The sequence below is a fragment of the Alkalihalophilus lindianensis genome (assembly GCF_032843265.1).
In the GTDB taxonomy this organism is placed as follows: Bacteria; Bacillota; Bacilli; order Bacillales; family Bacillaceae_D; genus Alkalihalophilus; species Alkalihalophilus lindianensis.
The window spans coordinates 142,101-167,286 of record NZ_JAWJBA010000006.1 but is presented as its reverse complement, the minus strand read 5'-3'; the positions used below and the strand labels follow the sequence as shown (position 1 = coordinate 167,286).

Below are 25,186 nucleotides of genomic sequence, written 5' to 3'. Positions count from 1 at the left end.
TCCTTTTGCCATCCAAATTAATAAGCCTAATGATAGGAATAACGGCAGTAAGAAAAATAAATTGCTGAAAATAAACTCAAGCATAACTTCCCCTCCTACTCTTCCGCATTCATCTCATAAATCCGACCGATCTTTTCTCTCAGAGCTTCTATCTGTACAAAGCGTGCTTCTCTGATCACTTCTTTTCCTTTTACAAAGAAAAGAAGGGCTGGCACTGTAAAGATCGACAATCTCCCAGCAATTTCTTCAAGCTCATCTGCATTAACAAACCCCAATTGAATGTTTGGAAACTGTGAGAGTACTTCTTTCACTTGTGGCAGTAGTGCATGACATACACTGCAATTCGTCCGTGATACATAAATAAAACTAAACTTGTTCTCTTCAATAAATGGATCGACCTGATCAATTGCTGTTAATTCCGTCATAAGATCCGCTCCTATCTTTTCTATACGTAAACCTACATTAAACAGTTTCCATTTTCTTCTTATAGTGTATCATGAGGAAAGCTCCCCCATACTTTTTTCCATTAAGAACCGTATCGAAAATTAAAATTCTACGTTTAACCACTCCCCTCCAAGGGAACCTTTTATACAACTGCAAATTTAGAGGAGTGTCAAAATTGACAAATAAAAGGGAACAAGAAATACCAGAAGTAATGGAAAAAGGCCTGCAACAATCACATGGAATTAGTCACCAGGAATACCTCCATGACTTAGATAAGAAAATAGAAGTAGAAAAAGCACGCGAAAAAGATTATCAAAAAAATAAAGAGCTTGAGAAAGAATTAAACAATAAGCTTTCTCGCTAATGAACCTACAAAACGAAGCTGCCATGCCCACTGGGTTATGGCAGTTTTTTTGACAAAAAAAGACATTACTTCGTCTCGAAGTAATGTCAGCAATCATTATTCAGGAAGATCCTTATAACAAAACCACCAGTCAAAACACTCTATTTCATTAGCTTCTGCTTGCTCCATCCTCTCTTGTACTTTCATCACATCAGTAGGTGGTGCTAATATCACTTTATCACCGATTAATTCATTACCCGGCCAATTTGCTGGCATTTTTACGTCATAGCCATCAGCAAGTTGTAAGGCTTCCAGTATACGGAGTAATTCATTTGTATTTCGCCCTACTTCTGCGGGGTAGTTAAGAATAATACGAATATGCCCAGTTGGATCGACAATAAAGACGGAACGAACCGCGCGAGTACCTGCTTCAGGTGCAATCATGCCTAAACGGTTTGCTACCATCCCTAATTCATCGGCTATTATAGGAAACGTAATTGCGACACCGAGGTTATCCTGGATCCACTCAATCCATTTCATATGAGCAAATACTGTATCAATGGAAAGACCAATTAGTTCCGTATTCAAGCCCTGAAATGACTGTTGATTTCCTTCAAAAGAGACAAACTCAGTTGTACATACAGGCGTAAAATCTCCTGGGTGACTAAATAACATGAACCAACTTCCTGCATAATCTTCCGGTAATGTCTTTCTTCCTTGTGTTGTTTGAACGTTAAACGTTGGAAGACGATCACCTATTTGGGGTGGTAATTCCCTTTGAACTTGTTGCTCCATTCCCATTCCCCCTCCTATTTACCCTCCCTTATATATATTTGCCTAGGTTAAATTAGGTGAATGAAACCTGATTGCATACAAAAAGGCTGTCACTAAAAGATCGTTTCGTGACGACCTTTTGTTCCAGCCTTCTTATTCATTCATTCATTCATTGATTAACGTTGTTCTAATCGTGCAATTCGCTCATCAAGATCCGGGTGAGTCGAGAATAACTTCATCATTCCACCTTTTCCGCTGATCTTCATCGTTTGAACGGCACTATCATCTGTACGGTCTTGAACCTTTGCACGGTCCACATATGTTTTTAATGAACGCAAGGCATGAGCCATTTTATCGCGGCCCGCTAAATCTGCCCCACCTCTGTCAGCATGGAATTCGCGATGACGAGAGTACGCACTGACAACAAGACTTCCAAGGATCGAGAATAGAATTTGGAAAATAATAATGGCTGCAAACTGAACAATCCATTGTAGTTCAGCACGTACAAAGCGTGACACGATAATCGCTGCAATACGTGAGAAGAACACAACAAATGTATTCACAACTCCTTGTAATAAGGTCATTGTCACCATATCTCCGTTCGCAACGTGCGCGACCTCATGGGCAATAACACCTTCCACTGCATCATCATCCATCGTGTTTAACAAGCCTTGTGAAACAGCTACAAGTGAGCGTTTCTTTGAAGGACCTGTTGCAAATGCATTTACCTCAGCCGAAGGATAAATCCCCACTTGTGGCATATGCGTTAACCCAGCAGCACGAGAGAAGCGGTGTACCTTTTCCACTACTTCACGTTCTTCATGTGTCAGTTGACCATCCGGGTCTAGTACTTTCACCTTCATCATCATTTTCGCTACCCAGCGTGACATAGCAAGTGAAATAAATGAACCTGCAAACCCGACAATTAAACTAAATACCCCTAAAGCGACAAAGTCAATTCCAAGTCCAGGACCACCTGTTTGGAAAGACCCATTAATATTCGTAAATGTCGTAATCAACGACCAAACAATCACAATCGTCGTCATGACAAGAATATTCGTTCCAATAAAAAGCAACAATCGTTTACCCATTTCTCAGCCTCCAATATGTTTATATGTACTAGTTTAACATGAATTCCTTTCACTACGCATGAAAGAAACTTACCATCTCACGTAGCTGCTATGAGCACTCCATCTGTACTTACGTTTCACTTTAAAAAAGGTTTCACTTCAATTAAAAAATAATCAATCAACTATAAATTATTGGATAAAGCGAAAAGATAGATGGATACTATTCCACCTATCTCTGTTTATGCACGTATAAAGCTTACAATCCTATCATTCATTTCCCTTTCGTAAGTGAGAGAATTTTGTTTGCTTCTCTAAAACCACTTAAGTATGCACCATGAACGCTAGAAAAATACTCTTTAATGGTGTGCTCACCAGCAAAGAATAGCTTCCCATCAATAGACTTTGCCATCCTATCAAAATCTTCTGGCCTCGTTTCCAAAGAGGCATAGGAATAAGAACCAAACGTGTTTTCATTATGAACCCACTTGCTTCGTAGTATGTTTTTAGGCATCGGAATATTGTAGCCATACATAACACGTAAGGATTTCATTATCTCTTCTATCACTTCATGATCTTCTTTATTCTCGAGCCTGCTTGCTTCTTTCCCAAACGCAAAGGTAATTAATCCATTTACAGTTGGTTTAACTATTTTCACATTTAAAAAATAGTTGAACTTATGCTTCTCAGCGTTCGTATAGCCAATAAATTGGGTAGGATCCCAAAATGATTTTTCCCATTCCACAAAAAATTTATTTACTTGATTCACACCAATCTTTTTTATCGCTTCTTGTTTCCCCTTTGGTAATGAAGGCGTAAAAGAAATCGATCCTTTTTTCAACACACCAAGTGGAACGGTGACAATCACATAATCGGATGTATACTCTTTGGTATCGGTTTTTACACGTACCTTCGCTGCTGTGTAATCAATGGAGCGGACTCGTTGATCTAATTCAATATCTAACCCTTCAGCTAAATAGCTGATCAACAAATCGTAACCATCTTTAACTATTGTATCTGTTCCTTCAAAACTCTCTTCTATATCGTAATACTTTGAAGATAATTGATTCAGGTCTCCTGTCTCAGAAGTCAAATACGTGGAGAACAGAAACTGCTGAATTAAACTCATATCCTCTGCATACTCACGCTTATAGATATGTTCAAAACTTGTTCCAACCTCACCAAATCGACTCACGTTCTTTAGCACACTATTGAAATGCTCCTTTTCTCGTTCAAACTTCTCATTCGGTATCTTTTCACCATTTTCGTCATAAACGATGATCCAGTTATCATCGGTCACCACCGTCTCTACACCCAATTTTTGAGCCATTTCGGTTAAAGGATTTCCTATTGGTGTATGAATCCAGCATCCACCTTCATCAAAAGCGTAATTACTTAAGCTTCTGTTCGTTTTAAGTCGGCCGCCAATGTAGTCACTTGCTTCCAAAAGTTTGACTTGAAAGCCTTCTTTATGAAGAATTCCAGCCGCCCTTAACCCAGAAATACCAGCCCCGATAACGGTAACGGACTTCTGATACGTGTCATGGAAAACAGTTTTATTCGTTTCTTGATCTAACAAGCCCCTCAACCCCAATGTTAATATCAAACATGCACTTTCCTATATCTTCCTCATTCTTCACTTTAAATATTCAACATCAAACTGGTCTGAGATCACGTCCCTCTCATCAAGGTTCCATTCAAATGTTAAGACCGCCGATTGTTTTGATGAGTGAGATAATAGATGCTCGCCATTCTTAATCACTAGGCTCTTCGCTTCCCAAAACAGTACCGTTTCATCTTCTCCTGTTCGGTTACAAACAAATAAAGGAAGTCCTGTATCGATAGACCTTTGCTCCCATTCCCCATCTGGTCCGTGTAAGCCCGGTCCCCAGGCAGAGGGTGCTATGAGAATCTCGCTCCCCTTTTCAAGCAACGTATTCGCTATTGCGGGGGTATAAGAATCAGCACAAATTGAGAGCCCTACCTTTATTCCATCCACATTAATAGGTTCAACAAATTCACCCGATGTCGACCAATCATCTGTCACGCTTGAGATCTTTCTTTGCGTTCCTAGCAATTGTCCATTTTTCCCAATAATGAAGACGGAATTGTAGTACTTGTCCTCTTTTGATTTTTCAGGGCAACCGAGAAAGACATTGACCTGAAGAGACTTGACCAAGTCCATAAATCGAGTCATCCATTCATCTGGTTGCTGATTAATCCAGTGCGTTCCAATCTTTCTTGAGAACTGTAACCCACTCACAGCGAGCTCTGGTGTGATAATCCAATCAACTTCTTTAACTGCAGCACACCTAACAGCTTTTTCAATCAATTTTTGATTATATGAAATGTCTCCTGCAATCGGCAGTAAGTGTAGTAAAGCTATCTTAACTTTTCTCATACAATTCTCTCCTCTTTGATCAATTTGAGATGGTAAATAGCATTTTAATTTTCAGTAGAAATGGTACAATGGAAAAATGAGTATCTCGTTGGTAAGGTAAACGAAGTAAAAAAGGGTGGTGAAGATATGGATAAAATTTGTGGAGCCTGTTCGAAACAGGAGAACATGACAAAAGAAGAACGCATTCAATTGGCTATGTCCCGTCTGCCCAACACCATTTACACATGCCCTTTATGTAATGAAAAGCACTCCTATTCTGCACAGGAACAAGTCCCAATCACACCAGTTGAAATTGAACCTCCTCAGGAAGTCGTGGGCGAACCTATTAAAAAAACGAAATCAAAAAAATCGCCTGAACCAGAACAAGAGCAACTAGCTTTGTTCTAATTCTATTTAAATATAAAGCAGGGCAAGATGCTAGTATGTGCATCTTGCCCTTTCATTTCTCTAGATTACTGAGCTCGCCCCTGATCTTGATCGATTTTCTTCATCTCTAATTCCACTTTTTTATGCTCCAATTCTACTTCAAGTCTTCTAATTTCATAACTTTTCTTCTTATCATAAGCATAGTACATAAGAGATAGTGCGACAATAATGGTAATGTAGAAAAACAAATCCAAGCCGTTCCCCCCTCTGATTAACGTTTATTTGTGAGAGTTGCTAAATAGAGTGCAACCTCTCTTATTTTTTCATCTGTTTGACTCTCGATCTGCTCACGTTCTTCTGTGTAGCTAAAAATGGTGTCCCCTGCTATTAGATGATCCGACAGGTTTAAGAGTCCAATTGCATTTTTATTAAAGTATTTTGCTACTGCTAAGGTGGTCGCCGTTTCCATGTCCACCCCCGCATATCCACTTCTGGACCAATCATCAATCATCTCTCTCGTTTCAAGAAGCATCGCACTTGTTGAAAGAATGGTTCCTACAATATAATGATAGCCTTTCTTTTCGCAATATTCTATTGCCGCATTTACGAGTGTTTCGTCAGATTTTACGGTTGTTTCATTTGGTAAATACCAATGAGAAACACCATCCTGCATGAGAGCTTCATTAACAATCAGAATATCACCATACTTCATATCTTGGGTTAACCCTCCAAAATATCCTGTCTGAATGAAGGATTCGGTGCCAATTGAGGCAAATTGATGAGTGATAGTAGATGCCATCGGACTCCCATATACATTCGCAAAGCCAATACTGGTTCCTTCGTAAGATCCAACCACTGTATTCCATTTTGGTAGCCACATTTCATTTTCAAGTGTATGCTTCCAGAGAATAATATTTTCAGTATGTTCCCACTCCCCGTGGATAATAAAAGACGCAGGAACTTTATCTTCCTCTATTCCAAATACATGTAGCCAATCTTGCTTTGAAAATTCACCGTATAACTTCATCGCAGCTCCTTTGGATTAATATAGTTCCTAACTAGGTTTAATAAGTAGCGCTCTTGCTATTGTTTTTACAATGGATTCTGTTTCTTTATGCTTTCTGATTTTATCTAAGAAAGGGAAATCATCTTGAGTCACGGATAACTTTGAAATAGGCTCTATAGTGCTTTCACAAATCCATTCGTCTTTGATTCCACCTTGGCTAAAACGGTCCTTCGGCAGAATGTAGATTGTTCCATCGATCCAGCAATTATCCTCCTGATTTTTATTTACAGAAAAATAATAATATCGTTTGATTCCTTTTTTTGTCGGAAGAGTTAAGCAGAGATTTCTGACAGAACCTTCATAACCTTTTTTGTTCATAACAGCAAAGAACATCGACCACACTCCATCCGATGCAGCAAAAACCGCTCTAACTGGTTTGCCATTAAAAAGGGTTTGCACCTTTGGCTCTAACTTACGTATCGTTGAGTCATTTGAGCCATGAAAAAGCACATTTTTATTTTCAATGAGGTAATGTAAAAACAAGTACTTAGGATACTCACTTTTATATGGAATTAAATGACATTTTTCAACCGAAATATGTTTTTCATACATTTCATCAAACTCTTGAATGGCTTGTGGAGGTAAATCTAACTCAGGAACCTTTAAAAAGTGGAACTTATCCAACACCATTTTCATAATGAAGTTTTTCATGTTAAGTCGTTATCCCTCCCTCGGTTCTTCCTCATCAACAAAGCATCGAATACTTCTGATGATTAGCTTCAGATAGTCTATTAGTCGAACAACCAGGTATGAAGGTATATATGGTGCTCATCTACCATCCACATTTCAAGCTAAAGTAGATTCTCATACAATTCAATAAGAGTACCATCTGGATCTCTGAAATGAACTACCTTAAGTCCCCAATCAGCTTGTTCTCTCGGTTTTGTGATAAAATTCACCTTATCTTTAAGTTCTCTGTACTTTGCTTCTACATCATCTACTTTTAAGATTAATGCGACTCGGTCGACCTTCGTATCATCATCCTGATAATAAGCACCCACAGCATCAACCATTTGTTTTCTCTCAAACAACCCAAGTTGAGATGAACCAACCTTGAATTGTCCATACAAGGATTGTTCATCTCCCCATGACACCTCAAATCCTAAAACATCCCGGTAAAACAAAAAGCATTCTCTATATTGATCGACAAGCAAACGCGTATGAGTCAATTCCAACAGAAACTCCCCCTTGACATATATGTTCTAAATATTCTAAATTATACCATATTAAACTTTGCTCTTTTGCCTGATTAGAAGAAACAAGAGCGACCACTGTGGAGTAATCGCTCTTCGTTGTACATTCAATTCACCTATACTTAGTTCATCCCTTCAATGATCTCAATCGTTTCACCTTTTGAAAGGGGGGCTTCAGGATAAAAGCTATACTGAATGCCATCTTCCTGCCAAGAAATCATATTCAAAGACTTATCCCAAATGATCAGCCCTTCCTCACTTCGAATTTCGACCTCTTCTTCATTTCCAAAAACGGCCACGAGCGGATCACTTCGTTTAAACACTTCATAGGAAAAGAGGATTTGCCCACTTTCATCGCTGTAGGTTAGATTGATCCCGATTTCATCATCTTGTCTAGGGTACGTACTCGCCTCATAAATATGATACTCATCGCTTGGTGTTAAAAAGGAATAGTTCGCCATCTCTTGTGCCTGAGAGAGCTCGATTGGCTCTATCGCTGATAATTCATCAAGCGAGACTTTCTCAAAGTCAAGAGACTCATCGATCACAAAAAATGAATCCTCCACTTTTGGACTAAGTTCAAACACAACAGCCTCACTCGTCATCCATTCCTCGTCGAAAGCTAAATCCATTTTGAGGAGTACCCAATCTTCTTTATCAACCCAGATCTCCATCTCATCGTTGTTGCTTTGCTTTGCTTTTAACTGAAGAACGAATACGTCGCGGTCAAGTAAAGTCGTTTCCTCTTTCACCTCGATCTCATAGTGATCATACATCGCTTCAAGCATCTGCATCGTTGACTCACGTGGTGTTTGAGCAAGATACGTTGCGGCTTCTGGTGAGTCATGCGTTATGATTTGTTTCTCTTGATAATCGAGTGTAACGGACCCTTCATCACTATAGAGAGAAACATAAACAAGCTCCTCCCCCTCATACATTTCCATTCGATACCTTCCATCTGACATCCGCCACTCCTTCATCGTGAACGGATCATTTTCATTTCCTTCGTAAGCAGTCTCCATGTAATAAGCTTTAGCTGATGGATCTGCCTCAATCATACTCGCCATTACCTCCGTACCACTTAAACCTCTCATCTGACAGCCACTTAACATAATAAGAGCGATCACGACAAACAATATCATCTTCTTTTTCATCTCATCCCCACCTTCACTTCTACACATGCTTTTTCAGGGCGAAATAAAAGCAGCTTCCCTCACCTTCTGTTGAGGTCACCCCGATAAAGCCGTCATGCTTTTCGATTAACTGCTGACTAATGGCAAGGCCGAGACCTGCCCCTTTGCCACTATCTTTCTGCCTTGCCTCATCTGCCTGATAAAACAACTGAAATACTTTATTCAGGTCCTGCTCAGCGATTCCAGACCCTTCATCTTGAATCGCAAAATACAAGTAACCTTCCTGCCAAGGCAGATCCGCTGGGAGCATATCTCGCTCTGTTGTAGCAATAAGCTCGATCTTTTTGCCGCTTTTCGTATGTCTGAGTGCGTTTGTAACAAGATTATCCATCACTTGGATCAGACGATCAACATCACAATAAACCTGGCATGGTCCAACTTGCATCCTTGTTTCTAGCACTCTACCATGTTTGTTACACACTTCTTCGTATCCATCGACTAACACATCCGCCAGCTCCTCACCGTCAACCCATTGACAGTTGAGCTCTAAACTATTCATTTCTAACCTTGAATAGAGCAACAGATCCTCTACAAGCTTCTCCATATAATTAGCCTTACGTACAATGACATCTCGGTACTCATCTTGCTTTTCAGGGTGATCTTTGAGACCTTCTGCATAGGCTTTTATCGACGTGAGCGGAGTCCTTAAATCATGTGAAATCGTCGCAACAAGACGCTGCTTTAATTGCTGGACCTCTTCAAGCTCATCGCTCATTGTATAAAAGTGATCTAGAAGCTCTCGAATTTCATCGTTTGCACGATTTTGCTTTCGCTCAGTCGGAAAGTTACCTGCACCAACTGCTTTCATTTCTCCAACTAATTGGGTAACAGGTTTAACAATTCGACCTTTCACAAGTAAATGAGTGATGACTAATGTCACAAGAAGCATCATGACGATGAAGAACCCTGTAAAAAAAGAGCTCCTCTCGATCTCTTTTTTCAGTTCGATTCGTTCTTTTTTTATTTCAAAATAACCAATCAGTTCTCCCTCATAATAGACGGGCTCCTTGTAAATAAAATGAGAGAGCGTTTCGTTCGTTTCATACAGACCTTTCATTAAATCACTTGCTGGTACTCTATTCACCCTATTTGATAAGAGTGGTTCCCCATTCACGTTTAAAAGAACTTGACGATCTTTAGAATAAATATGGAGGACTTCATCTTCATATACCTCATCAGCTAGAGCTTCTTCTCCTACAGAAGGATATTGATACAAACGAGGGTTGTCCTTTAAAGTCGACGCAAGCTGATGAATCCGAATCGATGTGTGGACATACTCAGATAATCGCTGTTGTTCATACCAATCATTGATGTAACTTATAAAGAAGTAAGTTGAAACAAATGGAACAAGCATCACCACAAAGATAAGGAGCAGCAACCAATTACGTATTTTCATGTTTTTGTCCAATAAATTTGTAACCAATTCCCCAAACAGTATCAATAAAACGCGGGTGTCGACTGCCTTCCCCTAGCTTTCGACGAACATTTTTAATATGTACGGTCACCGTACGAATGTCATCCGCATCGTCTTGCTTCCATACTTGATAATAAAGCTGTTCCTTTGAAAAGACCTGTCCCGGTGAGCGTGCAAGCACACAGAGTAAGGCAAATTCTTTCATCGTAAATGTCAGTCTGACGCCATCTTTTTCAACAGTACGTTGATTTAAATTTATATGTAACCCATCAAAGGTGAGCACTTCATCCTCTGTTTGCTTTCCTATGTACCGATTGTAGCGCCGAAGTTGCGACTTCACACGTGCAACGAGTTCAAGCGGGCTAAATGGTTTCGTTATGTAATCATCTGCTCCTAGTCCGAGACTATGAATCTTATCAATGTCGCTTTGCCTTGCACTCACGACTACGATCGGCACCTCGCTTTTTGTTCGAATCTGCCTACACACTTCAAACCCATCTATTTTTGGCAGCATCAAATCAATGAGCACAAGCATCGGCGCCGAATCACGAAAATGATTGAGACCTGCCTCCCCGTCATGAGAGACGATGACGCCATACCCTTCTCGTTTTAAGTAGTCACGAATAATATTGCTAATTTCGATGTCATCTTCAATGACGAGTATTTGCTCTCTCATTTGCTTCATTCCCTTTACTTCATTTACGTTTATTCCTTATTTTTCTATTATAGTCAATCCGCTGTCTTGCTGAAAGACCTGATTACGACTTCATACTTTCTTTATAAATTCATTTCTTTTTCTTTATCATTGCTGCTTATAGTGAAAGTAAGAAAGACAAATCGATAACGAGGTGAAGAAACTGATGAAAAAGATAACAGCCTTATTAGGCTTAGCTGGCGTCCTCCTATTCTCAACTGCTTGCTCAATCGAGGACACGGAACAAATTATTGAAAATGCGGTAGAAGCACAAGAGAATCTTGAGAGCTACTATGCTGAGGTTTCCTCAACATTTAAGTATGACGGAGAAAATGAATCCTCAACGTATAAGGAATGGAACGTAAAGCCGGATAAATATCGCACAGAAATGGAAGATGGGTACCTCCATATTACTAATGGCGAGGAGTCATGGTCCTATGATCAAGCTGAAAATACAGTGACAGTCTTTGATACGTCAGACGACCTTACAGAAGAAATGCCGAGTGAATCCGAGATCATTCGCGAAATGTTAACTGAAATGCTTGAATCTACAGATGTAGTCGTCAATGGAAAAGAAACGATTGCCGATCGTAAAACGATTCATCTCTCCGTTTCTGCCAAAGAGGGTGAAGAAGAGTTTTTAGGTGACACAAGCTATGACATTTGGGTTGATGAAGAAACGTATATGCCACTAAAAATGATGTGGATTAGTGAGGACTTCTCATCTGTTGTTGAATATACGCATATTGAATACAACATCGATATTGATGAGGCTCTTTTCACTTTTGACATTCCAGAGGATGCCGAAGTACTAACAATGGATGACTTTATGGTTGACTCGCTATCACTAGATGAATTAAAAGAAGTCGCACTGTTTGATATTCCTGACTTAAGTGCGATCCCAGATCATTTTGAATTTGAAGAAGCGAATTACTTTGAAGAGATGGATATGGCGACCATGCACTTTAGTGATGAGGAGCATTACTTAGTTTTATCTCTCACAACAGATAAAACAGAGATGCTTGACGAGACAGAAGCTGTTTCCACAGAGGATTTCGAAGGCTCTTATATGAACATGTTCGATATGCATTTCTTGTTCTGGTCACAAGATGAGGTGCACATTGAACTGATGACAGATGCTGATGCTCTATCGAAAGAAGAACTAATCGAGATCGCTACACAAATTCAATAAGAACGAAAGGATCCCCCTTCCTTTTATTCCATATAGTAAGCGACCCTATTGCCTAATAAAGCAATAGGGTTCTTACCTTACTCTTACTCATTCCCATTTAAATTCCAAAGAATAGGATAAACTTGCTGTGAAATGATAGGAATGAGGTGATTGAAATGCGCATGAATACGTTCTTGTTCTTTATTATTCCTTGGCTAATTGCAACGATCTTTTTTAGAGGGCAGAAAAGGCTCTTTAGGGGCCTATTCCCTTTTAGTTCCCTTCTATCCACTTCCGTTTGTTTATGGGGTGACTATCACAGGTATTGGGTGTTTAAGCCAAACTTAAAAAAATTTCAAGTCATGACGACGATGCCCCTTACCTTAGGTCTATACCCTGTTCTTTCTACTCTGATGGTGTACTTGATCAAACAAACGAAGGAAAGTGCCTCTTCATGGATTTTAACGTTTACTTGTCTGACAACCATTTTGGAATTTTTAATGAAGCTTTTTGGACGAGCGACTTATGGCAATGGGTGGACGCTAAATAAAACGTTTATCTCCTATCTTATTCCTTATTACCTCGTTCATAAATACTCTCAATTTTTTCTGAAATAATCATGTAAAGCCCTACAGCTAGGGCTCTTTTGTGCGTACCTTAATAGGCACTCTCCCTTGCGCTGAACATATGATGCAGTAAAAGGAGTGATCTTATGCAGTGGCAACAAAAAATTCCTTACTTACTGAATCAGCCCATCGGCGTCTCTTTTGCAAATGGGACGGGAACTTCTGGCGTGTTATGCGATGCAACGGACCGGACATTATATGTACTCGAATACTTGTACCATTCACAATTCGCCCTTAAGCAATATGATTATGCGACGATTCAAGACATTCATGGCTTCCCAGCTTGTCAGAATCCACAAAGGTACTAGCTTAAGAAGAAAAGCGTTCCTGCTAATCACAGAAACGCTTTTTGCTTATGAAACTTCATTGATCATCGACTTTAATATCTTAATTTTTTGTTTAGCTACTAAAATATAGAGAATGTCATCTGGTTGAATGATCGTTTCTCCATGTGGTGTGACTAAATCTCCCTTTCGAATAATGGCACTAATTAGCACATCATTCGGGAACTCAATATCCTTTAATGCTTGACCGACCAATTTGTTTTTCAAAGGGACAACAAATTCGATAATCTCGGCATTCGCTTTTCCAATTGAAACCAGCTCTAGGGAATGTGGTGCCTCTACTTTCTCAGGGCCATTTAACCCTAACTTCTCTGCAATAATGGAGATCGTCGACCCTTGTATCAGGGCTGACGTTAAGACAACGAAGAAAACGACATTAAAGAATAATTGACTGTTCTCTACCCCCATCGTCATCGGGAAGGTCGCTAAAACAATCGGCACGGCCCCTTTTAGACCAGCCCATGAAAGAAAGACTTTTTCCTTAACATTGAATCCCATTTTGAATGTTGATAGAAAAACCGCGATAGGACGTGCAATGAAAATTAAAATCATCGAGAGCAAGAACCCTTTTACAATGATATCAAAGGATAAAAATTGCGCAGGAAATACTAATAAACCAAGAATGATAAACATTAAAATTTGCATCATCCAGGCAAATCCTTCATTAAATCTAAAAATAGAGTGGCGATACGTTAAATCACGATTCCCTATTACAAGCGCTGCTACATACACAGCTAGTAATCCACTTGCTCCAACTAAATCGGTTAAGCTATAGGTTAAAAGGGCAAAAGCTAGCGCAAAAATAGGATAGAGACCACTCGAATCAAGATTAATTCGATTTATAGCAAAACTGGCAATCCGTCCAAATAAGTATCCTAATGCAAGACCAATCCCCATTTGCCAGAAGAAAGAGCCCAGGAGTAAGAAATAGGATGAATTCTCGACTGTTAATAATTCAATAAGTGCTAATGTGAGAAAGACCGCCATCGGATCATTCGTACCTGATTCTGCTTCTAAGATAGAACTTAATTTATCTCTAATATTCTGTCCTTTTAATACAGCAAAAATGGCAGCCGCATCCGTTGAGCCAACGATCGCTCCAAATAAAAAGCCTTCTAGCCAAGAAATATCAAAGATTAATTTAGCTGCAACTGCCACAACGATGGTCGTTAATAAAACCCCTAAAGTGGCAAGTGACAAGGATGGTTTGGCCACCACTTTTACAGAAGACCATTTCGTTTGCAAACCACCTTCAAATAAAATCACGACTAAAGCAACAATTCCTACCAGTTGAGCGATCTTTGGATTATTAAAAGGAATAAATCCTAATCCATCACTTCCCATCACCATCCCAACAAGTAAGAACAAGACTAGAGCAGGTACGCCCAGACGGGTCGAGAATTTCGTTGTTAATACCCCGATAATCAGCAATAAAGCCGTTAGTAAGATAAAATAATCAATATTTACATACTCGAGCATTGATGGCTTTCCCCCTCCATTAGTTTTGGTGAGATTTCTTATAAATTAACATCTATCTTTACCTTCACATTCTTTTTATCAATCCCGATATAACGCAGCGTTTCAGCTTTCGTTGAATGATTAAAAATCGCTTGCAGCAAGTAAATCGCAACACCACCACAATAAGCATGGTACCCAAATGTTTTCCTCAAAGTATGCGTGCCTATTTTTTCTCTCATCCCTACTTCTCTTGCGACTGTATTGATGATTCGATACGCCTGCTGACGCGTGATCGGTTGGTCATTTTTTCGCGACTTAAAAAGGAAGTCTTCTTGTTGTAGGCGGGCTTCTTTTATATAGGATAAGAGGGCTTCTTTTACCTTTTGATTAATATAGAAGAGTTTTTCTTCTACGTTTTTAGCTTCCTGCAAAAGATAATAATCCTTAATCGATTGCCCATCATAGACATCCTTCACTTTTATTTGGAGTAAATGACTGATGAGGATACCTGTATTAATCCCAAAGACAAACAACACATAATCTCGTTTCGACTTTTCTTTAAGGACAGTTTTAATACGCTTAATCAACTCGATTTCTTTAATCGGCTCTACATATTCCATTTTCCACCTCAATGAACGTTACTTAATTATCATTTTACTATATGTTTTGTAACATTACTGACGTTATGCTCAGTAACTATTGAACAATTCATCACTTTTTACTATTAAAGGAGCAGATAAGTAAAGATATCCCATCTATACTTATACGTGTATGTTATAGTGTATGGAAAGATCTTAGGGGGCAGCTTATGATGCAAACATTTATTAGTACCGAAACCGATTTGTATAAGGAAATCGTAGAAGGTACATTCGAATCAACCATTGTTCACAGTGATTATGAAGTATTGTATGTAAACGAAGCTGCTGCACAGTTATTAGGTGCAGAAAAAGAAGATCTTATAGGAGCTCCGGTACTCGATATCTTTCCAGTTGATGCAAAAGAGAGAATTGCAGATAGAATTGAAAGAGGTCTAAGCGAAGGAATTGTTGGAGAACTCATTGAACAAGCCATCATTACGTTAGATGGTAGATTAATTGAAGTGGAATTATCGTGTCATCCTTTTATATATAATGATAAAAGAGCGATTCTTTCTGTTTTACGAAACATTACGAGCCGAAAAGAAATCGAATGGGAATTGCAAAAAAGAGTGAATGAACTCTCAACCCCGATCGTACCAGTTTTGGATGGATTATCGGTTATTCCTCTTGTTGGGACAATTGATTTTGATCGGGCAGAACAGCTTCTTAACACCTTACCAATAAAGATCAAATCGGAAACGGACTTAACAGACATCATTATTGATTTCTCAGGGATTTACAATATGGATGAGTTGGTTATAGATTTTATCCTTAAAATTGATTCGATTATGAGGTTGCTCGGTGTTCAACCGATCCTCACTGGAATCCGACCTGAATTAGCCCAAAAGGCATTAGTAATGGGCGAGGAACTTCATTCGATTAAAACGATGAGTACGGTCAAAAAAGCCTTAGCTCATTTCAAATCAGCTTAATCGCTCTCAAAAGGCACAAGAATCTTCTAGATTCTTGTGCCTTTTTGGGCATTAAAGCCTGATTAAAAAGCGTACTACAGCAAATAGCAGAAAGCCGTAAACAAGCGTGTAGAGAACGATTCTTCCTACCTTTTGCTTTTTTGTAGGATGCTTCGTTCCCTTGTTCATCGCAAGATCAGGAAAAAATTTCATTAGTATCACAGACCCTATGAAAAAGCCAATTGTGATGCCAATCATTCTATTTGGGTTAGGTATACCTCCCTCCAATAGATGAAGAAGAATAAAAGAACCCATACTCATCAATAAAGGCCGTATCAGATACATTTCCCATTTCTGTTTGTTTGTCAGTGCGATGGTTTCTTCTTTAGACAAGAGAAACCTCCTTTATTTAGACCGACCTCATAACCTTTTTCTCATCCCTACAACGTTCGCAGCGATAAATCGCAACAGATTTCATGTCTTCATCCCAACCTACATGTTGATATTTGTGAAAGCCAACACGACATAGAAGGCTTGCTTGGTTTTAGGAGCTGAGCTCCAAATCATTTCCAACTAGACGAAAAAAAAGATGCTCATAGGAGAGCATCTCATCTTTATCCGACATCAACCAAAATCATTCCAAATTCCATAAAAATAATAAATATCGGGGAAAACAGTAGTAGCATCCTGCACTTCAATCCCACCCTTTATACGATGTAAGGCTTCTGCAATAGCCATCATATCATCACGTTCTACACTGTATTGAACGCGTTTAGAAATCCTCTCCCAGGCATTTTCAGCTTTCCATTGTTCTTGTTGTGCCTCTTCCCACTTTTCCGATTTTACATAGATTTCAATCTTTTCAACGTATGATAAAAGATCATCATCATCTCCAAAAGGTCCTTTTAACCACCCACCACCAATCATCATCAGGAAAGAAGCAAGAACAAATAAACTTGGAATCAAATAGAGTAAAAACTTTTTCATACGTAAATAGCCCCCTTCTTTTTCTCTTTTAGTAAGGACCTTCATAGTCACTAATGTTCATATCGTCTGCAACATGATCATCAAACTTATCGACATACAGTTGATCGTTTGGTAGGATAGCTGCGTAAGAAACTTCTTCTAGCGAATCGATGCCATGCATTTTTAATTGACTCATTAACCAGTCCTTGCTTTTCTTTCGCTGTTCTAAATTCTGTCCAATCATTTTCCCATCATAAATCAATTCTGTCGTTAGCTTAGATGGTTGAAGTGGGAGGTTTAGATCACCTCGTTCTACAGGACGGTATTGTGACTTAGGTAAAATCGAAACCGTTCCATCTGGTTCTAGGAGGGCCACTTCTACTTCAATAGGAGAAAAAATATTTTTAGATCGTAACTGCTGCATAAGCTCATCTTTTGTAATCCGTGCTTTTTCTAAATTTTTTTCTAGCATATTTCCTCTTTGCATCAATACAACCGGTTCTGAATCTTGAATTTTTGAAAGGTAGCGACTTTTCACTCCGATGAACTGTAGAAGAATGGTTAATACCAAAAAGACCGTTAATGCGATCCAGTGGACCAGTGCTTTAGAAGAGATATCCGTAGCTAGAGTTGCCGCAATCGAGCCAATCGTAATACCATTTATGTAATCAAACATCGTAAGATTGCCGATAAGCTGTTTTCCAATCAATCTGGAATATAAAAGTATCGTGAAAAAGGTAATAACTGCTCGAACGATGACAACGAGAGGTTCTTGCATGATGAGGCCTCCTGTAGGTAGTAATACCTTTAATCTCCCCACTTAAGTTGACTTTATGCTAGTCGTCCCCTTAATCAAGCTCCGCTCTTAGGTATCCTCATTTTAAAAATACCAGTGAACAAAAAACGATACTTTAAAAGCATCGCCTCCTACTCTGATAAACCTTCCCACACCTTAGATTAAAAGGTAAAGCCGAATAAGAAACAGAGAAACCCTAACCAAAATAGAGCTTTCCCTCGTTTCGTATGGCTTTTCATCTGTACCTACTCTGTTTCCTATTCATCAAGAAAACGAGTGCATAATAGACAATCGCTCCTCCTCCTGCAAATAAACGAAACTCCAACAACCTAGCTGGCGAATACTCTTCAATATAAAAGTTTGCATCAATGATCGAACTTAAAAACATGCCACCAAAGATGATGAACCCAATCATGTACAATAGCTTCTCTGTGTTAACGGTCGTAGCTTCCATTGCTCGCTCTATGTCCCCCGCCTCCTCGTTACATAACTTCTCTCTTATATACGAATCAACATCCAAAAAGTCCCATAAAAAAAACAAGATAACTCCATCTGAGAGTCACCTTGTTTCTGTGCAAACACTTCCTACCCTTTCGTTAAAAATTCGTATGCATATTGAGGCAATGCATGATCGTCGGTCACTGCTTGTTTATCGTCATAAGATGCATAGCTAAACAGATCGACACCTTTTTCTGTTGTTGATACTTTAATTAGTTTTTCATCCTTATGACCTTTCGTTTCCAGTGTGAAGTCCACAAGGCCTACAGATAGTCGATACTCATTTAATACCAGACCGAGCCATTCATTCGACTTCTTCTTTGCATCTGAATGCTTACGAATGTAGTACGCGAGCTCCTGAATGTTAATCTTGTGCGTCTTTTCAGTTGGAAAGTGTTTGTGGAACTCATTTCGAATCGTGTGTGAAAAAGCAGTTATTTTATCAACTAGATGACTCATATCATTTACACATCCTTCTTTTTTTATAGCTTGCTCTAATAAAAGAAGAATATAAAAAAAGGATTTACTTTAAATACATTCTATAGACTAGGCTCCCCATACTGCTCCTTATAAAGCTCCTTCCACACTTCAATCATCTGATAAAAGCTTTTATTGTATGAACCATCCTCATCCACCGTCCAAGCCGTTGCTAAGACTGTGTGGCAGTACCCCCAAAGTAATAGTCTCTCTTTGTTTAATGTGAGCTTCTCTGTAAAAAGGTCAACTCGCTCTTTAGTCACTTCTTTTATGCCCTCTTCAGGAAGAACATTTAACATGTATTGAATGAGATCATATTCGACTTCGCCAATTAATCCTTTCGGGTCAATGGCCTTCCACCCATCTTCACTTTTCAAAATATTATAGGGATGAAAATCTCCATGCAAAAGATAGTGCGTTTTGGTTGTTTGGTTCATGTATGTAAAGATCTTAGCCGCCTGATCGAGAATTTGCTTGGATAGGGGACCTACCCCCTCTGCATGCTTGTCGATGATATTTCTTAGATTTTCTTCTCTAGCTTTGGTCGTTAGAATTTTTGTCTCTGTTGGAGCAGTCGTGATGAGATCTTTCATGACGCCCGCTGCAGCTAAGCATGCTTTTTCATCATCTGAGCTAGTCGCTAATGTGTATCCAGGGTTGAGTTCTTCTAGGAGGATAACCTGCATGTCTTCATCTATATCGATAACATTCACGATTCCTCTTCCTGCAAACAGCTTTAACGCTTCTACCTCAGAATCAAAGCCCCCTCCAGGAATACAAATTTTCACCACAACTTCTGTGCCCTCTTTTGTGGTGGCTGTTGCGACATAATTAATGGAAAGTTCATATGCCTCTCTTATTGTTAATGCCCACTTCTCCTCACAAGCTTTTATGATCGAAGGAATCTGCCCCAACCACTGCTTCGCATCCTCTTTCAAATATAGATGAACGGATTGCACAAAATGCTCTTGAAATTTCATTTGAATCACTCCTATCTACTCATAAAAACAACCACTCATCTTAGATAAAGTGGTTGTTTCGTTAAGTTTAGTCTAAGTGCTCAACAAACCATCCTTTAATATGGTTCAGTCTCTCTACTCGTAGGCTCGGATTGCCGCTTCTTGATAATTCATGGTTTGATTCTGGGAAGCGAACAAATTTTGTTGGCTTCTTTTGTTTTTTTAAGGCTACAAATAATTGCTCCGCTTGTTCAATTGGGCAACGGTAGTCCTTTTCCCCATGCAATATTAAAAGTGGCGTCTCCACTTGATCAACATAGGCAATCGGTGAGTGCTTCCAAAGCTTCTCAGCATTATGCACAAGGTCGCCTCCTACTTCCCACTCGGAGAAATAATAGCCGATATCACTCACACCGTAGAAACTAAGCCAGTTTGAAATCGAGCGTTGCGTAACGGCTACTTTGAACCTGTTTGTATGACTGACAGCCCAGTTGGTCATAAAGCCCCCATAGCTGCCTCCTGTAATGCCAAGATTTAACTCATCGACATAATGTAAATGCACTACCGCATAATCTGTAGCCGCCATTACATCTTGATAATCCGCGCCGCCGTAATCTCCTCTAACGGCATCTACAAAGGCTTGCCCGTATCCATGACTGCCTCGAGGGTTGGTGAACACAACTACATAGCCTTGTGAGGCAAGCATTTGAAATTCATGAAAGTACGTATTCGCATACATCGCATGCGGTCCGCCATGGACTTCCATAATGGTCGGGTACTTCTTTCCTTCCTCATACCCAACAGGCTTCATCACCCAGCCATGAATGTCCCACCCATCGGGAGCTTTAAACGTAATCGCTTCAGCAGTTGATAATTCAATTTCTGCTAGAAACTCTTCGTTAACATTCGTCAGCTGACTCTTTTCTCCTGTTGAGAGATTTACTTTGTACAGATCTCCAGGATGTGTCGGTGTACTAATGGCCACAATCGCTTTATGTGACACTGGATCAACACTTAATCCATACACATGCTGCTCGTCCAGAATCGCTGGATACATTTCACCTTCAATGGTTCCGTAATACACACCTGTATTTCCTTGATCACTCATTAAGAAATAAAACCCTTTGTTATCTTTGGTCCAAAACGCACCTGGGTTCACTGTCCCTGAATGAAAATCCCCTATCGCAACATCGCCAATTTGAACATCTATATCCGCTGTTAAACAGATTAACTCTTCATCCTCTACGCTATACAACCAGAGTCTAGATAACGTCGCACTTAAATAGTCTCGCTCATGACCACTTAAGGTGAGATACTTCCCATCTGGTGAGAAGCTTGGACTTCCAAATACCCCTCTGCCAGTCGTAATCGTAGTTACTTGCTTATCTTCAAGCTTCATCATATGGACATCGGTTAAGAGATCATGATCAGGCTCCTCGCCTAAGTTAGCTGAGTAAACAATACTCTGACCATCTGGCGACCAGCAGCCAGCTGTATAATCCCGGTCTCCCTCTGTTAGTTGCGTAATTTCACCTGTTGAAACCGACACGATACCGAGCTGCTGGTTCTTATCATCTAAAAAGCCCACCCCATCTGACTTGTAGCGAATCCGTTCAACGATCATTGGGCTCAACTTCGTTTCGTTTTCGCTTTGCGCCTCTTCATCTGTTAAATGCTGATCCGGTGCGACTGCTGCTTCAAATAAGAGATGTGCTCCACTTGGTGACCAGATCGGATTCTTCGCTCCATTCACACAAAAAGTGAGCTGTCTTGCTTCTCCGCCCTCTGCACTGATTAGATAGAGCTGGGATCTTCCTGAACGATTCGATGAAAATGCAATCGTTTTTCCATCTGGTGACCACTTTGGCGTACTATCCTTCACATCACCAAACGTCCACTGACGAATGCCTCCCTCAACCTCTTCGATAAATAAATGAGAGTGGTAGTCATGCTAATCGTTAGACTGTTTGAACACATATAAATTGAGTTCCATCCGGAGATAGCTCCGGGTTTTTAATTGATTTTAATTCATATAAATCCTCTGCTGTGATACCGCGCTTCGTCAATGTGATCCACCTCTTATGTAAGACTTTGAATATATTTCGGTTTTAGAAATACTTTTTATAAGTATAAACCATATTTAAAAGGTATCGCTATATTTTTTTATTTTTCTGACATATAGATGAATGGTTTCGAAATTGTATTGAAAGTTAGTAAGAAGTGTTAAGATAATGGATAATGGAAGTATCTTCAAAAAAAGATGATCTTTATTAAGGAGTCACGCTGAATGAAAAATGAACCACAAAAGAACCTCAAGCCCTTTATTTCTCTTATTCTATCTACAAAAATCCCTAAGCTAGCACTAACTCTAGGCCTAATCGGAAGTCTTATTACGACATTAATCGGTCTCTCTATTCCCTTATTAACAAGAGAATTAGTAGACGGATTTTCAGTCGATTCGATTAGTGTCGTTCTCATTGTCATTCTTGGAGTTGTCTTTATTCTGCAAGCGGTGATCGACGGGCTTTCGATGTACTTACTTGCCTATGTCGGGCAAAAAATCGTTGCAAAACTACGAGAAAAGATGTGGTTCAAGCTTCTACGATTGCCTGTGAATTATTTTGATAAGAAAACGAGCGGGGAGTCAGTCAGTCGCGTTGTTAATGATACTGGAATTGTGAAGGATTTGATTTCACAACACTTCCCTAATTTTATCTCAGGGATCATCACCATTATTGGGGCAGTTATTATCTTGTTTATTATGGATTGGAAAATGACGTTATTAATGTTCATCTCGGTTCCTGTTACGGCTGCGATTCTTATCCCGCTCGGCCGGCAAATGGCGAAAATATCACGCGGTCTCCAAGACGAGACAGCAATGTTCACAGGAAGTGTACAGCAAACATTAAGTGAAATTCGTTTAATGAAAGCATCCAACGCTGAAAAAATGGAAGAAGCAAAAGGCTTAACAGGCATCAATACATTATTAGGGTTCGGCTTACGCGAGTCTCGCATCTTCGCGATGATTGGACCACTGATTTATTTAGTGATCATGGTGGTGATCGTCATTATTATTGGGTATGGTGGGATTCGTGTCGCAGAAGGTACAATGACAACCGGCTCCCTTGTCGCCTTTTTACTTTATCTGTTTCAAATTATCTTCCCGATCACTTCCTTTACAATGTTCTTCACTCAGCTTCAAAAAGCAAAAGGAGCAACGGAGCGTATTATTGATATCCTTGAGATTCCTTTAGAAGAAGGCCAAGAAGGAGTCGATACGGACATTACGAATCAGCCAATCCACGTAGAAAGCCTATACTTCGGCTACAGTGAGGATGAACCTGTGTTAAATGGGGTGACATTCGATGTTGAACCTGGTGAGATGGTCGCTTTTGCAGGACCAAGTGGCGGAGGAAAAACGACGATGTTTGGCTTACTTGAGCGTTTTTACGAGCCAACTTCAGGTGAAATTCGTATTGGACATACACCAATCAAGGAATTATCAATGGCATCGTGGAGAAGGCAAATTGGATATGTCTCGCAAGATAGTCCCATGATGGCCGGAACGATTCGCGAGAACCTTTGCTACGGGTTAGAAGATGCGGACACGATTTCAGATGAACGACTATGGGAAGTCGCAAAAATGGCGTATGCCGATCAATTCATTAAAGAATTCCCAGAGCAGCTCAACACCGAGGTTGGTGAACGAGGTGTGAAGCTCTCGGGTGGGCAAAGACAACGAATTGCAATTGCACGTGCGTTCTTGCGCGATCCAAAGATCTTAATGATGGATGAGGCAACCGCAAGTCTTGATAGCCAGTCAGAAGGGATCGTCCAACAAGCACTGACTCGATTGATGGAAGGACGCACAACCTTCGTCATTGCCCATAGATTATCAACAATTGTTCATGCTGATAAAATCATTTTCATAGAAAAAGGAAAAATCACTGGAATCGGCACTCATCAAGAGTTGGTGAACTCACACGACTTGTACCGAGAATTTGCCGAGCAGCAGCTGACTTAGAGTTGGTTGACGGAGGAAAAGCAGGGCTCCCCACCCTGCTTTTTGATTAGATTGGGGAGAAGAAGCTATTTTTTCTTCTTCTCGATTGTGCCAATAGAATCTCCGGAAGCAAGATTATATAATCGACTTTTTGGTTCATATATTGTTTGAGATGGCCAAAGTCCATGATGCCCAGAAAAGATATAACTCGTCAAACAAGCAACAAAGAAGAATTCAATACCTTCTCCTCCAAACATCTCAATACTTAAAAGGAATGCCGCAATCGGCGTGTTGGCACCACCAGCAAAGGTAGCGACCAGACCAAGACCAGCAAGAAAGGACAACGGTAAATCAATGAATGTGGACAAGCTATTCCCTAAAGTTGCTCCCATAAAAAATAGCGGTATAGCTTCCCCTCCTACAAAGCCACTGCCAAGGGTAACGGCTGTAAATACTAGCTTAGCAAGAAAGGCAAAGGGAGGGACATCCTCTTCAAAAGATTGTTCAAGCATGTCTAAACTACGCCCATTATACTCCTCAGTACCTAGGATTAGCGTTAACGCGATAATAAGACTTCCCCCAACAAAGGCTCTAATCATATGGTTTTTCTTAAAATACTTTTCAGAGAAGCTTTGAATACCATGTCTCAATTGACAATAGAACACACTTAAAAGACTGAAGGTAATGGATAAGAGGATAACCACGCCGAACACAGTAAGCGAAGTCTCTGGAACTGTATGGATAGTGAATGTTTCATGCTCGACTCCCCAAGCTGACTCAGTTATATAATGACCCACAAAACTAGCTACAAGACATGGGACTAATGCTTCAAATTTCATTTTCCCTAAAGCAGTCATCTCCATTCCAAAAATAGCTCCTGTGATAGGGGTACCAAAGGCAGCACCAAACCCTGCACTTATTCCACTCATAAGTAGAATTTTCGTGTCTAGTAGACTTACTTTAAAGTACTGATTTACTGTTTCTGCAATACTCCCCCCCATTTGAATAGCTGCACCTTCTCTTCCTGTGGATCCGCCAAATAAGACTGTGAGAAATGTTCCTAAGTAGACGATAGGTCCCATTCTGCGTACCACCTTGGCTTTGCCATGAACCGCTTCTATAACTAGATTATTACCTTTAGCAGAATCATTTCCGGCGTTCTTGCCATACTTCATATATATGTAACCTAAGAGTACACCAGCTAGAGGTAAAAAATAGATAACCCAAGAATGATGTTCTCGTGTCTCCCCAAGAAAGTCATTTGTTGTTAATAGAAAAGCCGTTGTAGAGCCTACAAAGACACCGATAAGACCTCCCCATATTATCCATTTAGAAAGGGTTAAAATAAATGGTTTATCCTTATTTTTCACACCCATTTTATACC

Annotated in this window: 29 protein-coding genes; 7 read left to right on the top strand and 22 right to left on the bottom strand. The window is 39.8% G+C overall.

Going from position 1 to position 25,186, the window contains the following annotated elements; genetic code table 11:
- Positions 1-95: 95 nt before the first annotated feature.
- On the bottom strand, positions 96-425 hold the full coding sequence (locus RYX56_RS17015) for a thioredoxin family protein (protein ID WP_317123241.1): 330 nt from the start codon (positions 423-425) through the stop codon (positions 96-98).
- Positions 426-619: 194 nt separating this feature from the next.
- On the opposite strand from RYX56_RS17015, the gene RYX56_RS17010 reads away from it, so the two are divergent.
- The gene (locus RYX56_RS17010) at positions 620-808 is read left to right on the top strand and encodes a YuzK family famiily protein (RefSeq protein WP_317123240.1); all 189 of its coding nucleotides are present in this window, start codon (positions 620-622) and stop codon (positions 806-808) included.
- A gap of 96 nt (positions 809-904) precedes the next feature.
- Here RYX56_RS17010 and RYX56_RS17005 read toward each other — a convergent pair whose 3' ends face one another.
- From RYX56_RS17005 to RYX56_RS16990, 4 genes are all read right to left on the bottom strand, one after another.
- A complete protein-coding gene (locus tag RYX56_RS17005; protein ID WP_317123239.1) occupies positions 905-1,582 on the bottom strand; it encodes a peroxiredoxin in 678 nt (225 codons plus the stop codon).
- 155 nt (positions 1,583-1,737) lie between these two features.
- Complete coding sequence (gene htpX, locus RYX56_RS17000; RefSeq protein ID WP_317123238.1) at positions 1,738-2,652, bottom strand: protease HtpX; 915 nt, start codon at positions 2,650-2,652, stop codon at positions 1,738-1,740.
- Between the two features lie 250 nt (positions 2,653-2,902).
- A complete protein-coding gene (locus tag RYX56_RS16995; RefSeq protein ID WP_317123237.1) occupies positions 2,903-4,207 on the bottom strand; it encodes a flavin monoamine oxidase family protein in 1,305 nt (434 codons plus the stop codon).
- Between the two features lie 57 nt (positions 4,208-4,264).
- A complete protein-coding gene (locus tag RYX56_RS16990; RefSeq protein ID WP_317123236.1) occupies positions 4,265-5,029 on the bottom strand; it encodes a carbon-nitrogen hydrolase family protein in 765 nt (254 codons plus the stop codon).
- A gap of 126 nt (positions 5,030-5,155) precedes the next feature.
- Here RYX56_RS16990 and RYX56_RS16985 point away from each other — a divergent pair, with 126 nt between their 5' ends.
- Positions 5,156-5,416: a hypothetical protein gene (locus tag RYX56_RS16985; protein ID WP_317123235.1), complete on the top strand. Its 261-nt coding sequence runs from the start codon at positions 5,156-5,158 to the stop codon at positions 5,414-5,416.
- A 65-nt stretch (positions 5,417-5,481) separates the two neighbouring features.
- Here RYX56_RS16985 and RYX56_RS16980 read toward each other — a convergent pair whose 3' ends face one another.
- From RYX56_RS16980 to RYX56_RS16950, 7 genes are all read right to left on the bottom strand, one after another.
- On the bottom strand, positions 5,482-5,649 hold the full coding sequence (locus tag RYX56_RS16980) for a hypothetical protein (protein WP_317123234.1): 168 nt from the start codon (positions 5,647-5,649) through the stop codon (positions 5,482-5,484).
- 17 nt (positions 5,650-5,666) lie between these two features.
- A complete protein-coding gene (locus tag RYX56_RS16975) occupies positions 5,667-6,422 on the bottom strand; it encodes a nucleoside phosphorylase (RefSeq protein ID WP_317123233.1) in 756 nt (251 codons plus the stop codon).
- A 27-nt stretch (positions 6,423-6,449) separates the two neighbouring features.
- On the bottom strand, positions 6,450-7,112 hold the full coding sequence (locus RYX56_RS16970) for a hypothetical protein (protein WP_317123232.1): 663 nt from the start codon (positions 7,110-7,112) through the stop codon (positions 6,450-6,452).
- Between the two features lie 140 nt (positions 7,113-7,252).
- Positions 7,253-7,636, bottom strand: a complete 384-nt coding sequence (locus RYX56_RS16965) for a VOC family protein (protein ID WP_317123231.1) — start codon at positions 7,634-7,636, stop codon at positions 7,253-7,255.
- A gap of 140 nt (positions 7,637-7,776) precedes the next feature.
- Positions 7,777-8,808 (bottom strand): LolA family protein, encoded by a 1,032-nt coding sequence (locus RYX56_RS16960; RefSeq protein ID WP_317123230.1) that lies wholly within the window; start codon positions 8,806-8,808, stop codon positions 7,777-7,779.
- Between the two features lie 19 nt (positions 8,809-8,827).
- Complete coding sequence (locus RYX56_RS16955) at positions 8,828-10,243, bottom strand: sensor histidine kinase (RefSeq protein WP_317123229.1); 1,416 nt, start codon at positions 10,241-10,243, stop codon at positions 8,828-8,830.
- Positions 10,230-10,946: a response regulator transcription factor gene (locus tag RYX56_RS16950; RefSeq protein WP_317123228.1), complete on the bottom strand. Its 717-nt coding sequence runs from the start codon at positions 10,944-10,946 to the stop codon at positions 10,230-10,232. The genes RYX56_RS16955 and RYX56_RS16950 overlap by 14 nt, the downstream gene beginning before the upstream one ends.
- A 175-nt stretch (positions 10,947-11,121) precedes the next feature.
- Between RYX56_RS16950 and RYX56_RS16945 the strand changes: the two genes are divergently transcribed.
- The 3 genes from RYX56_RS16945 (at position 11,122) to RYX56_RS16935 (ending at position 13,060) form a co-directional block, all read left to right on the top strand.
- Positions 11,122-12,147 carry a LolA family protein gene (locus tag RYX56_RS16945; RefSeq protein ID WP_317123227.1) on the top strand — a complete coding sequence of 342 codons (1,026 nt, stop codon included), beginning with the start codon at positions 11,122-11,124 and terminating at the stop codon, positions 12,145-12,147.
- A 155-nt stretch (positions 12,148-12,302) separates the two neighbouring features.
- Positions 12,303-12,743: a CBO0543 family protein gene (locus RYX56_RS16940; RefSeq protein ID WP_317123226.1), complete on the top strand. Its 441-nt coding sequence runs from the start codon at positions 12,303-12,305 to the stop codon at positions 12,741-12,743.
- Positions 12,744-12,838: 95 nt separating this feature from the next.
- The gene (locus RYX56_RS16935; RefSeq protein ID WP_317123225.1) at positions 12,839-13,060 is read left to right on the top strand and encodes a hypothetical protein; all 222 of its coding nucleotides are present in this window, start codon (positions 12,839-12,841) and stop codon (positions 13,058-13,060) included.
- Between the two features lie 45 nt (positions 13,061-13,105).
- Here the strand turns inward: RYX56_RS16935 and RYX56_RS16930 are convergent, their stop codons facing one another.
- Together RYX56_RS16930 and RYX56_RS16925 are read right to left on the bottom strand one after the other, a co-directional pair.
- Positions 13,106-14,575 (bottom strand): potassium/proton antiporter, encoded by a 1,470-nt coding sequence (locus RYX56_RS16930; protein WP_317123224.1) that lies wholly within the window; start codon positions 14,573-14,575, stop codon positions 13,106-13,108.
- 38 nt (positions 14,576-14,613) lie between these two features.
- Positions 14,614-15,174, bottom strand: a complete 561-nt coding sequence (locus RYX56_RS16925) for a tyrosine-type recombinase/integrase (protein WP_317123223.1) — start codon at positions 15,172-15,174, stop codon at positions 14,614-14,616.
- A 188-nt stretch (positions 15,175-15,362) separates the two neighbouring features.
- Here RYX56_RS16925 and RYX56_RS16920 point away from each other — a divergent pair, with 188 nt between their 5' ends.
- Positions 15,363-16,124, top strand: coding sequence for a PAS domain S-box protein (locus RYX56_RS16920; protein ID WP_317123222.1), 762 nt, complete (start codon positions 15,363-15,365; stop codon positions 16,122-16,124).
- A 51-nt stretch (positions 16,125-16,175) separates the two neighbouring features.
- Here the strand turns inward: RYX56_RS16920 and RYX56_RS16915 are convergent, their stop codons facing one another.
- The 7 genes from RYX56_RS16915 to RYX56_RS16885 all read right to left on the bottom strand — a co-directional run bounded on the left by RYX56_RS16915 (position 16,176) and on the right by RYX56_RS16885 (position 21,681).
- Entirely contained in the window at positions 16,176-16,496 is a 321-nt protein-coding gene (locus tag RYX56_RS16915) for a hypothetical protein (RefSeq protein ID WP_317123221.1), read from the bottom strand.
- A 231-nt stretch (positions 16,497-16,727) separates the two neighbouring features.
- The gene (locus tag RYX56_RS16910; RefSeq protein ID WP_317123220.1) at positions 16,728-17,090 is read right to left on the bottom strand and encodes a DUF4363 family protein; all 363 of its coding nucleotides are present in this window, start codon (positions 17,088-17,090) and stop codon (positions 16,728-16,730) included.
- Positions 17,091-17,118: 28 nt separating this feature from the next.
- Positions 17,119-17,847, bottom strand: coding sequence for a YetF domain-containing protein (locus tag RYX56_RS16905; RefSeq protein ID WP_317123219.1), 729 nt, complete (start codon positions 17,845-17,847; stop codon positions 17,119-17,121).
- Between the two features lie 253 nt (positions 17,848-18,100).
- The gene (locus RYX56_RS16900) at positions 18,101-18,406 is read right to left on the bottom strand and encodes a hypothetical protein (RefSeq protein ID WP_317123218.1); all 306 of its coding nucleotides are present in this window, start codon (positions 18,404-18,406) and stop codon (positions 18,101-18,103) included.
- A gap of 44 nt (positions 18,407-18,450) precedes the next feature.
- A complete protein-coding gene (locus tag RYX56_RS16895) occupies positions 18,451-18,822 on the bottom strand; it encodes a hypothetical protein (protein ID WP_317123217.1) in 372 nt (123 codons plus the stop codon).
- Positions 18,823-18,902: 80 nt separating this feature from the next.
- A complete protein-coding gene (locus RYX56_RS16890) occupies positions 18,903-19,820 on the bottom strand; it encodes an aminoglycoside phosphotransferase family protein (RefSeq protein WP_317123216.1) in 918 nt (305 codons plus the stop codon).
- A gap of 67 nt (positions 19,821-19,887) precedes the next feature.
- Entirely contained in the window at positions 19,888-21,681 is a 1,794-nt protein-coding gene (locus RYX56_RS16885; RefSeq protein WP_439108506.1) for a S9 family peptidase, read from the bottom strand.
- A 405-nt stretch (positions 21,682-22,086) separates the two neighbouring features.
- Between RYX56_RS16885 and RYX56_RS16880 the strand changes: the two genes are divergently transcribed.
- A complete protein-coding gene (locus RYX56_RS16880; RefSeq protein ID WP_317123215.1) occupies positions 22,087-23,823 on the top strand; it encodes an ABC transporter ATP-binding protein in 1,737 nt (578 codons plus the stop codon).
- A 65-nt stretch (positions 23,824-23,888) separates the two neighbouring features.
- On the opposite strand, the gene RYX56_RS16875 is transcribed toward RYX56_RS16880, so the two are convergent.
- Positions 23,889-25,178 carry a voltage-gated chloride channel family protein gene (locus tag RYX56_RS16875; RefSeq protein ID WP_317123214.1) on the bottom strand — a complete coding sequence of 430 codons (1,290 nt, stop codon included), beginning with the start codon at positions 25,176-25,178 and terminating at the stop codon, positions 23,889-23,891.
- Between the last annotated feature and the right edge of the window lie 8 nt (positions 25,179-25,186).

Coding starts and splice junctions, on each gene's coding strand:
- RYX56_RS16975 (WP_317123233.1), bottom strand. CDS start 6,422: ATGAAGTTATACGGTGAATTTTCAAAGCAAGATTGGCTACATGTATTT.
- RYX56_RS16940 (WP_317123226.1), top strand. CDS start 12,303: ATGCGCATGAATACGTTCTTGTTCTTTATTATTCCTTGGCTAATTGCA.
- RYX56_RS16945 (WP_317123227.1), top strand. CDS start 11,122: ATGAAAAAGATAACAGCCTTATTAGGCTTAGCTGGCGTCCTCCTATTC.
- RYX56_RS16985 (WP_317123235.1), top strand. CDS start 5,156: ATGGATAAAATTTGTGGAGCCTGTTCGAAACAGGAGAACATGACAAAA.
- RYX56_RS16970 (WP_317123232.1), bottom strand. CDS start 7,112: ATGAAAAACTTCATTATGAAAATGGTGTTGGATAAGTTCCACTTTTTA.
- htpX (WP_317123238.1), bottom strand. CDS start 2,652: ATGGGTAAACGATTGTTGCTTTTTATTGGAACGAATATTCTTGTCATG.
- RYX56_RS16910 (WP_317123220.1), bottom strand. CDS start 17,090: ATGAAAAAGTTTTTACTCTATTTGATTCCAAGTTTATTTGTTCTTGCT.
- RYX56_RS17015 (WP_317123241.1), bottom strand. CDS start 425: ATGACGGAATTAACAGCAATTGATCAGGTCGATCCATTTATTGAAGAG.
- RYX56_RS16955 (WP_317123229.1), bottom strand. CDS start 10,243: ATGAAAATACGTAATTGGTTGCTGCTCCTTATCTTTGTGGTGATGCTT.
- RYX56_RS16895 (WP_317123217.1), bottom strand. CDS start 18,822: ATGAGTCATCTAGTTGATAAAATAACTGCTTTTTCACACACGATTCGA.
- RYX56_RS16880 (WP_317123215.1), top strand. CDS start 22,087: ATGAAAAATGAACCACAAAAGAACCTCAAGCCCTTTATTTCTCTTATT.
- RYX56_RS16930 (WP_317123224.1), bottom strand. CDS start 14,575: ATGCTCGAGTATGTAAATATTGATTATTTTATCTTACTAACGGCTTTA.
- RYX56_RS16950 (WP_317123228.1), bottom strand. CDS start 10,946: ATGAAGCAAATGAGAGAGCAAATACTCGTCATTGAAGATGACATCGAA.
- RYX56_RS17005 (WP_317123239.1), bottom strand. CDS start 1,582: ATGGAGCAACAAGTTCAAAGGGAATTACCACCCCAAATAGGTGATCGT.
- RYX56_RS16875 (WP_317123214.1), bottom strand. CDS start 25,178: ATGGGTGTGAAAAATAAGGATAAACCATTTATTTTAACCCTTTCTAAA.
- RYX56_RS16935 (WP_317123225.1), top strand. CDS start 12,839: ATGCAGTGGCAACAAAAAATTCCTTACTTACTGAATCAGCCCATCGGC.
- RYX56_RS16960 (WP_317123230.1), bottom strand. CDS start 8,808: ATGAAAAAGAAGATGATATTGTTTGTCGTGATCGCTCTTATTATGTTA.
- RYX56_RS16890 (WP_317123216.1), bottom strand. CDS start 19,820: ATGAAATTTCAAGAGCATTTTGTGCAATCCGTTCATCTATATTTGAAA.
- RYX56_RS16920 (WP_317123222.1), top strand. CDS start 15,363: ATGATGCAAACATTTATTAGTACCGAAACCGATTTGTATAAGGAAATC.
- RYX56_RS16990 (WP_317123236.1), bottom strand. CDS start 5,029: ATGAGAAAAGTTAAGATAGCTTTACTACACTTACTGCCGATTGCAGGA.
- RYX56_RS16905 (WP_317123219.1), bottom strand. CDS start 17,847: ATGCAAGAACCTCTCGTTGTCATCGTTCGAGCAGTTATTACCTTTTTC.
- RYX56_RS16925 (WP_317123223.1), bottom strand. CDS start 15,174: ATGGAATATGTAGAGCCGATTAAAGAAATCGAGTTGATTAAGCGTATT.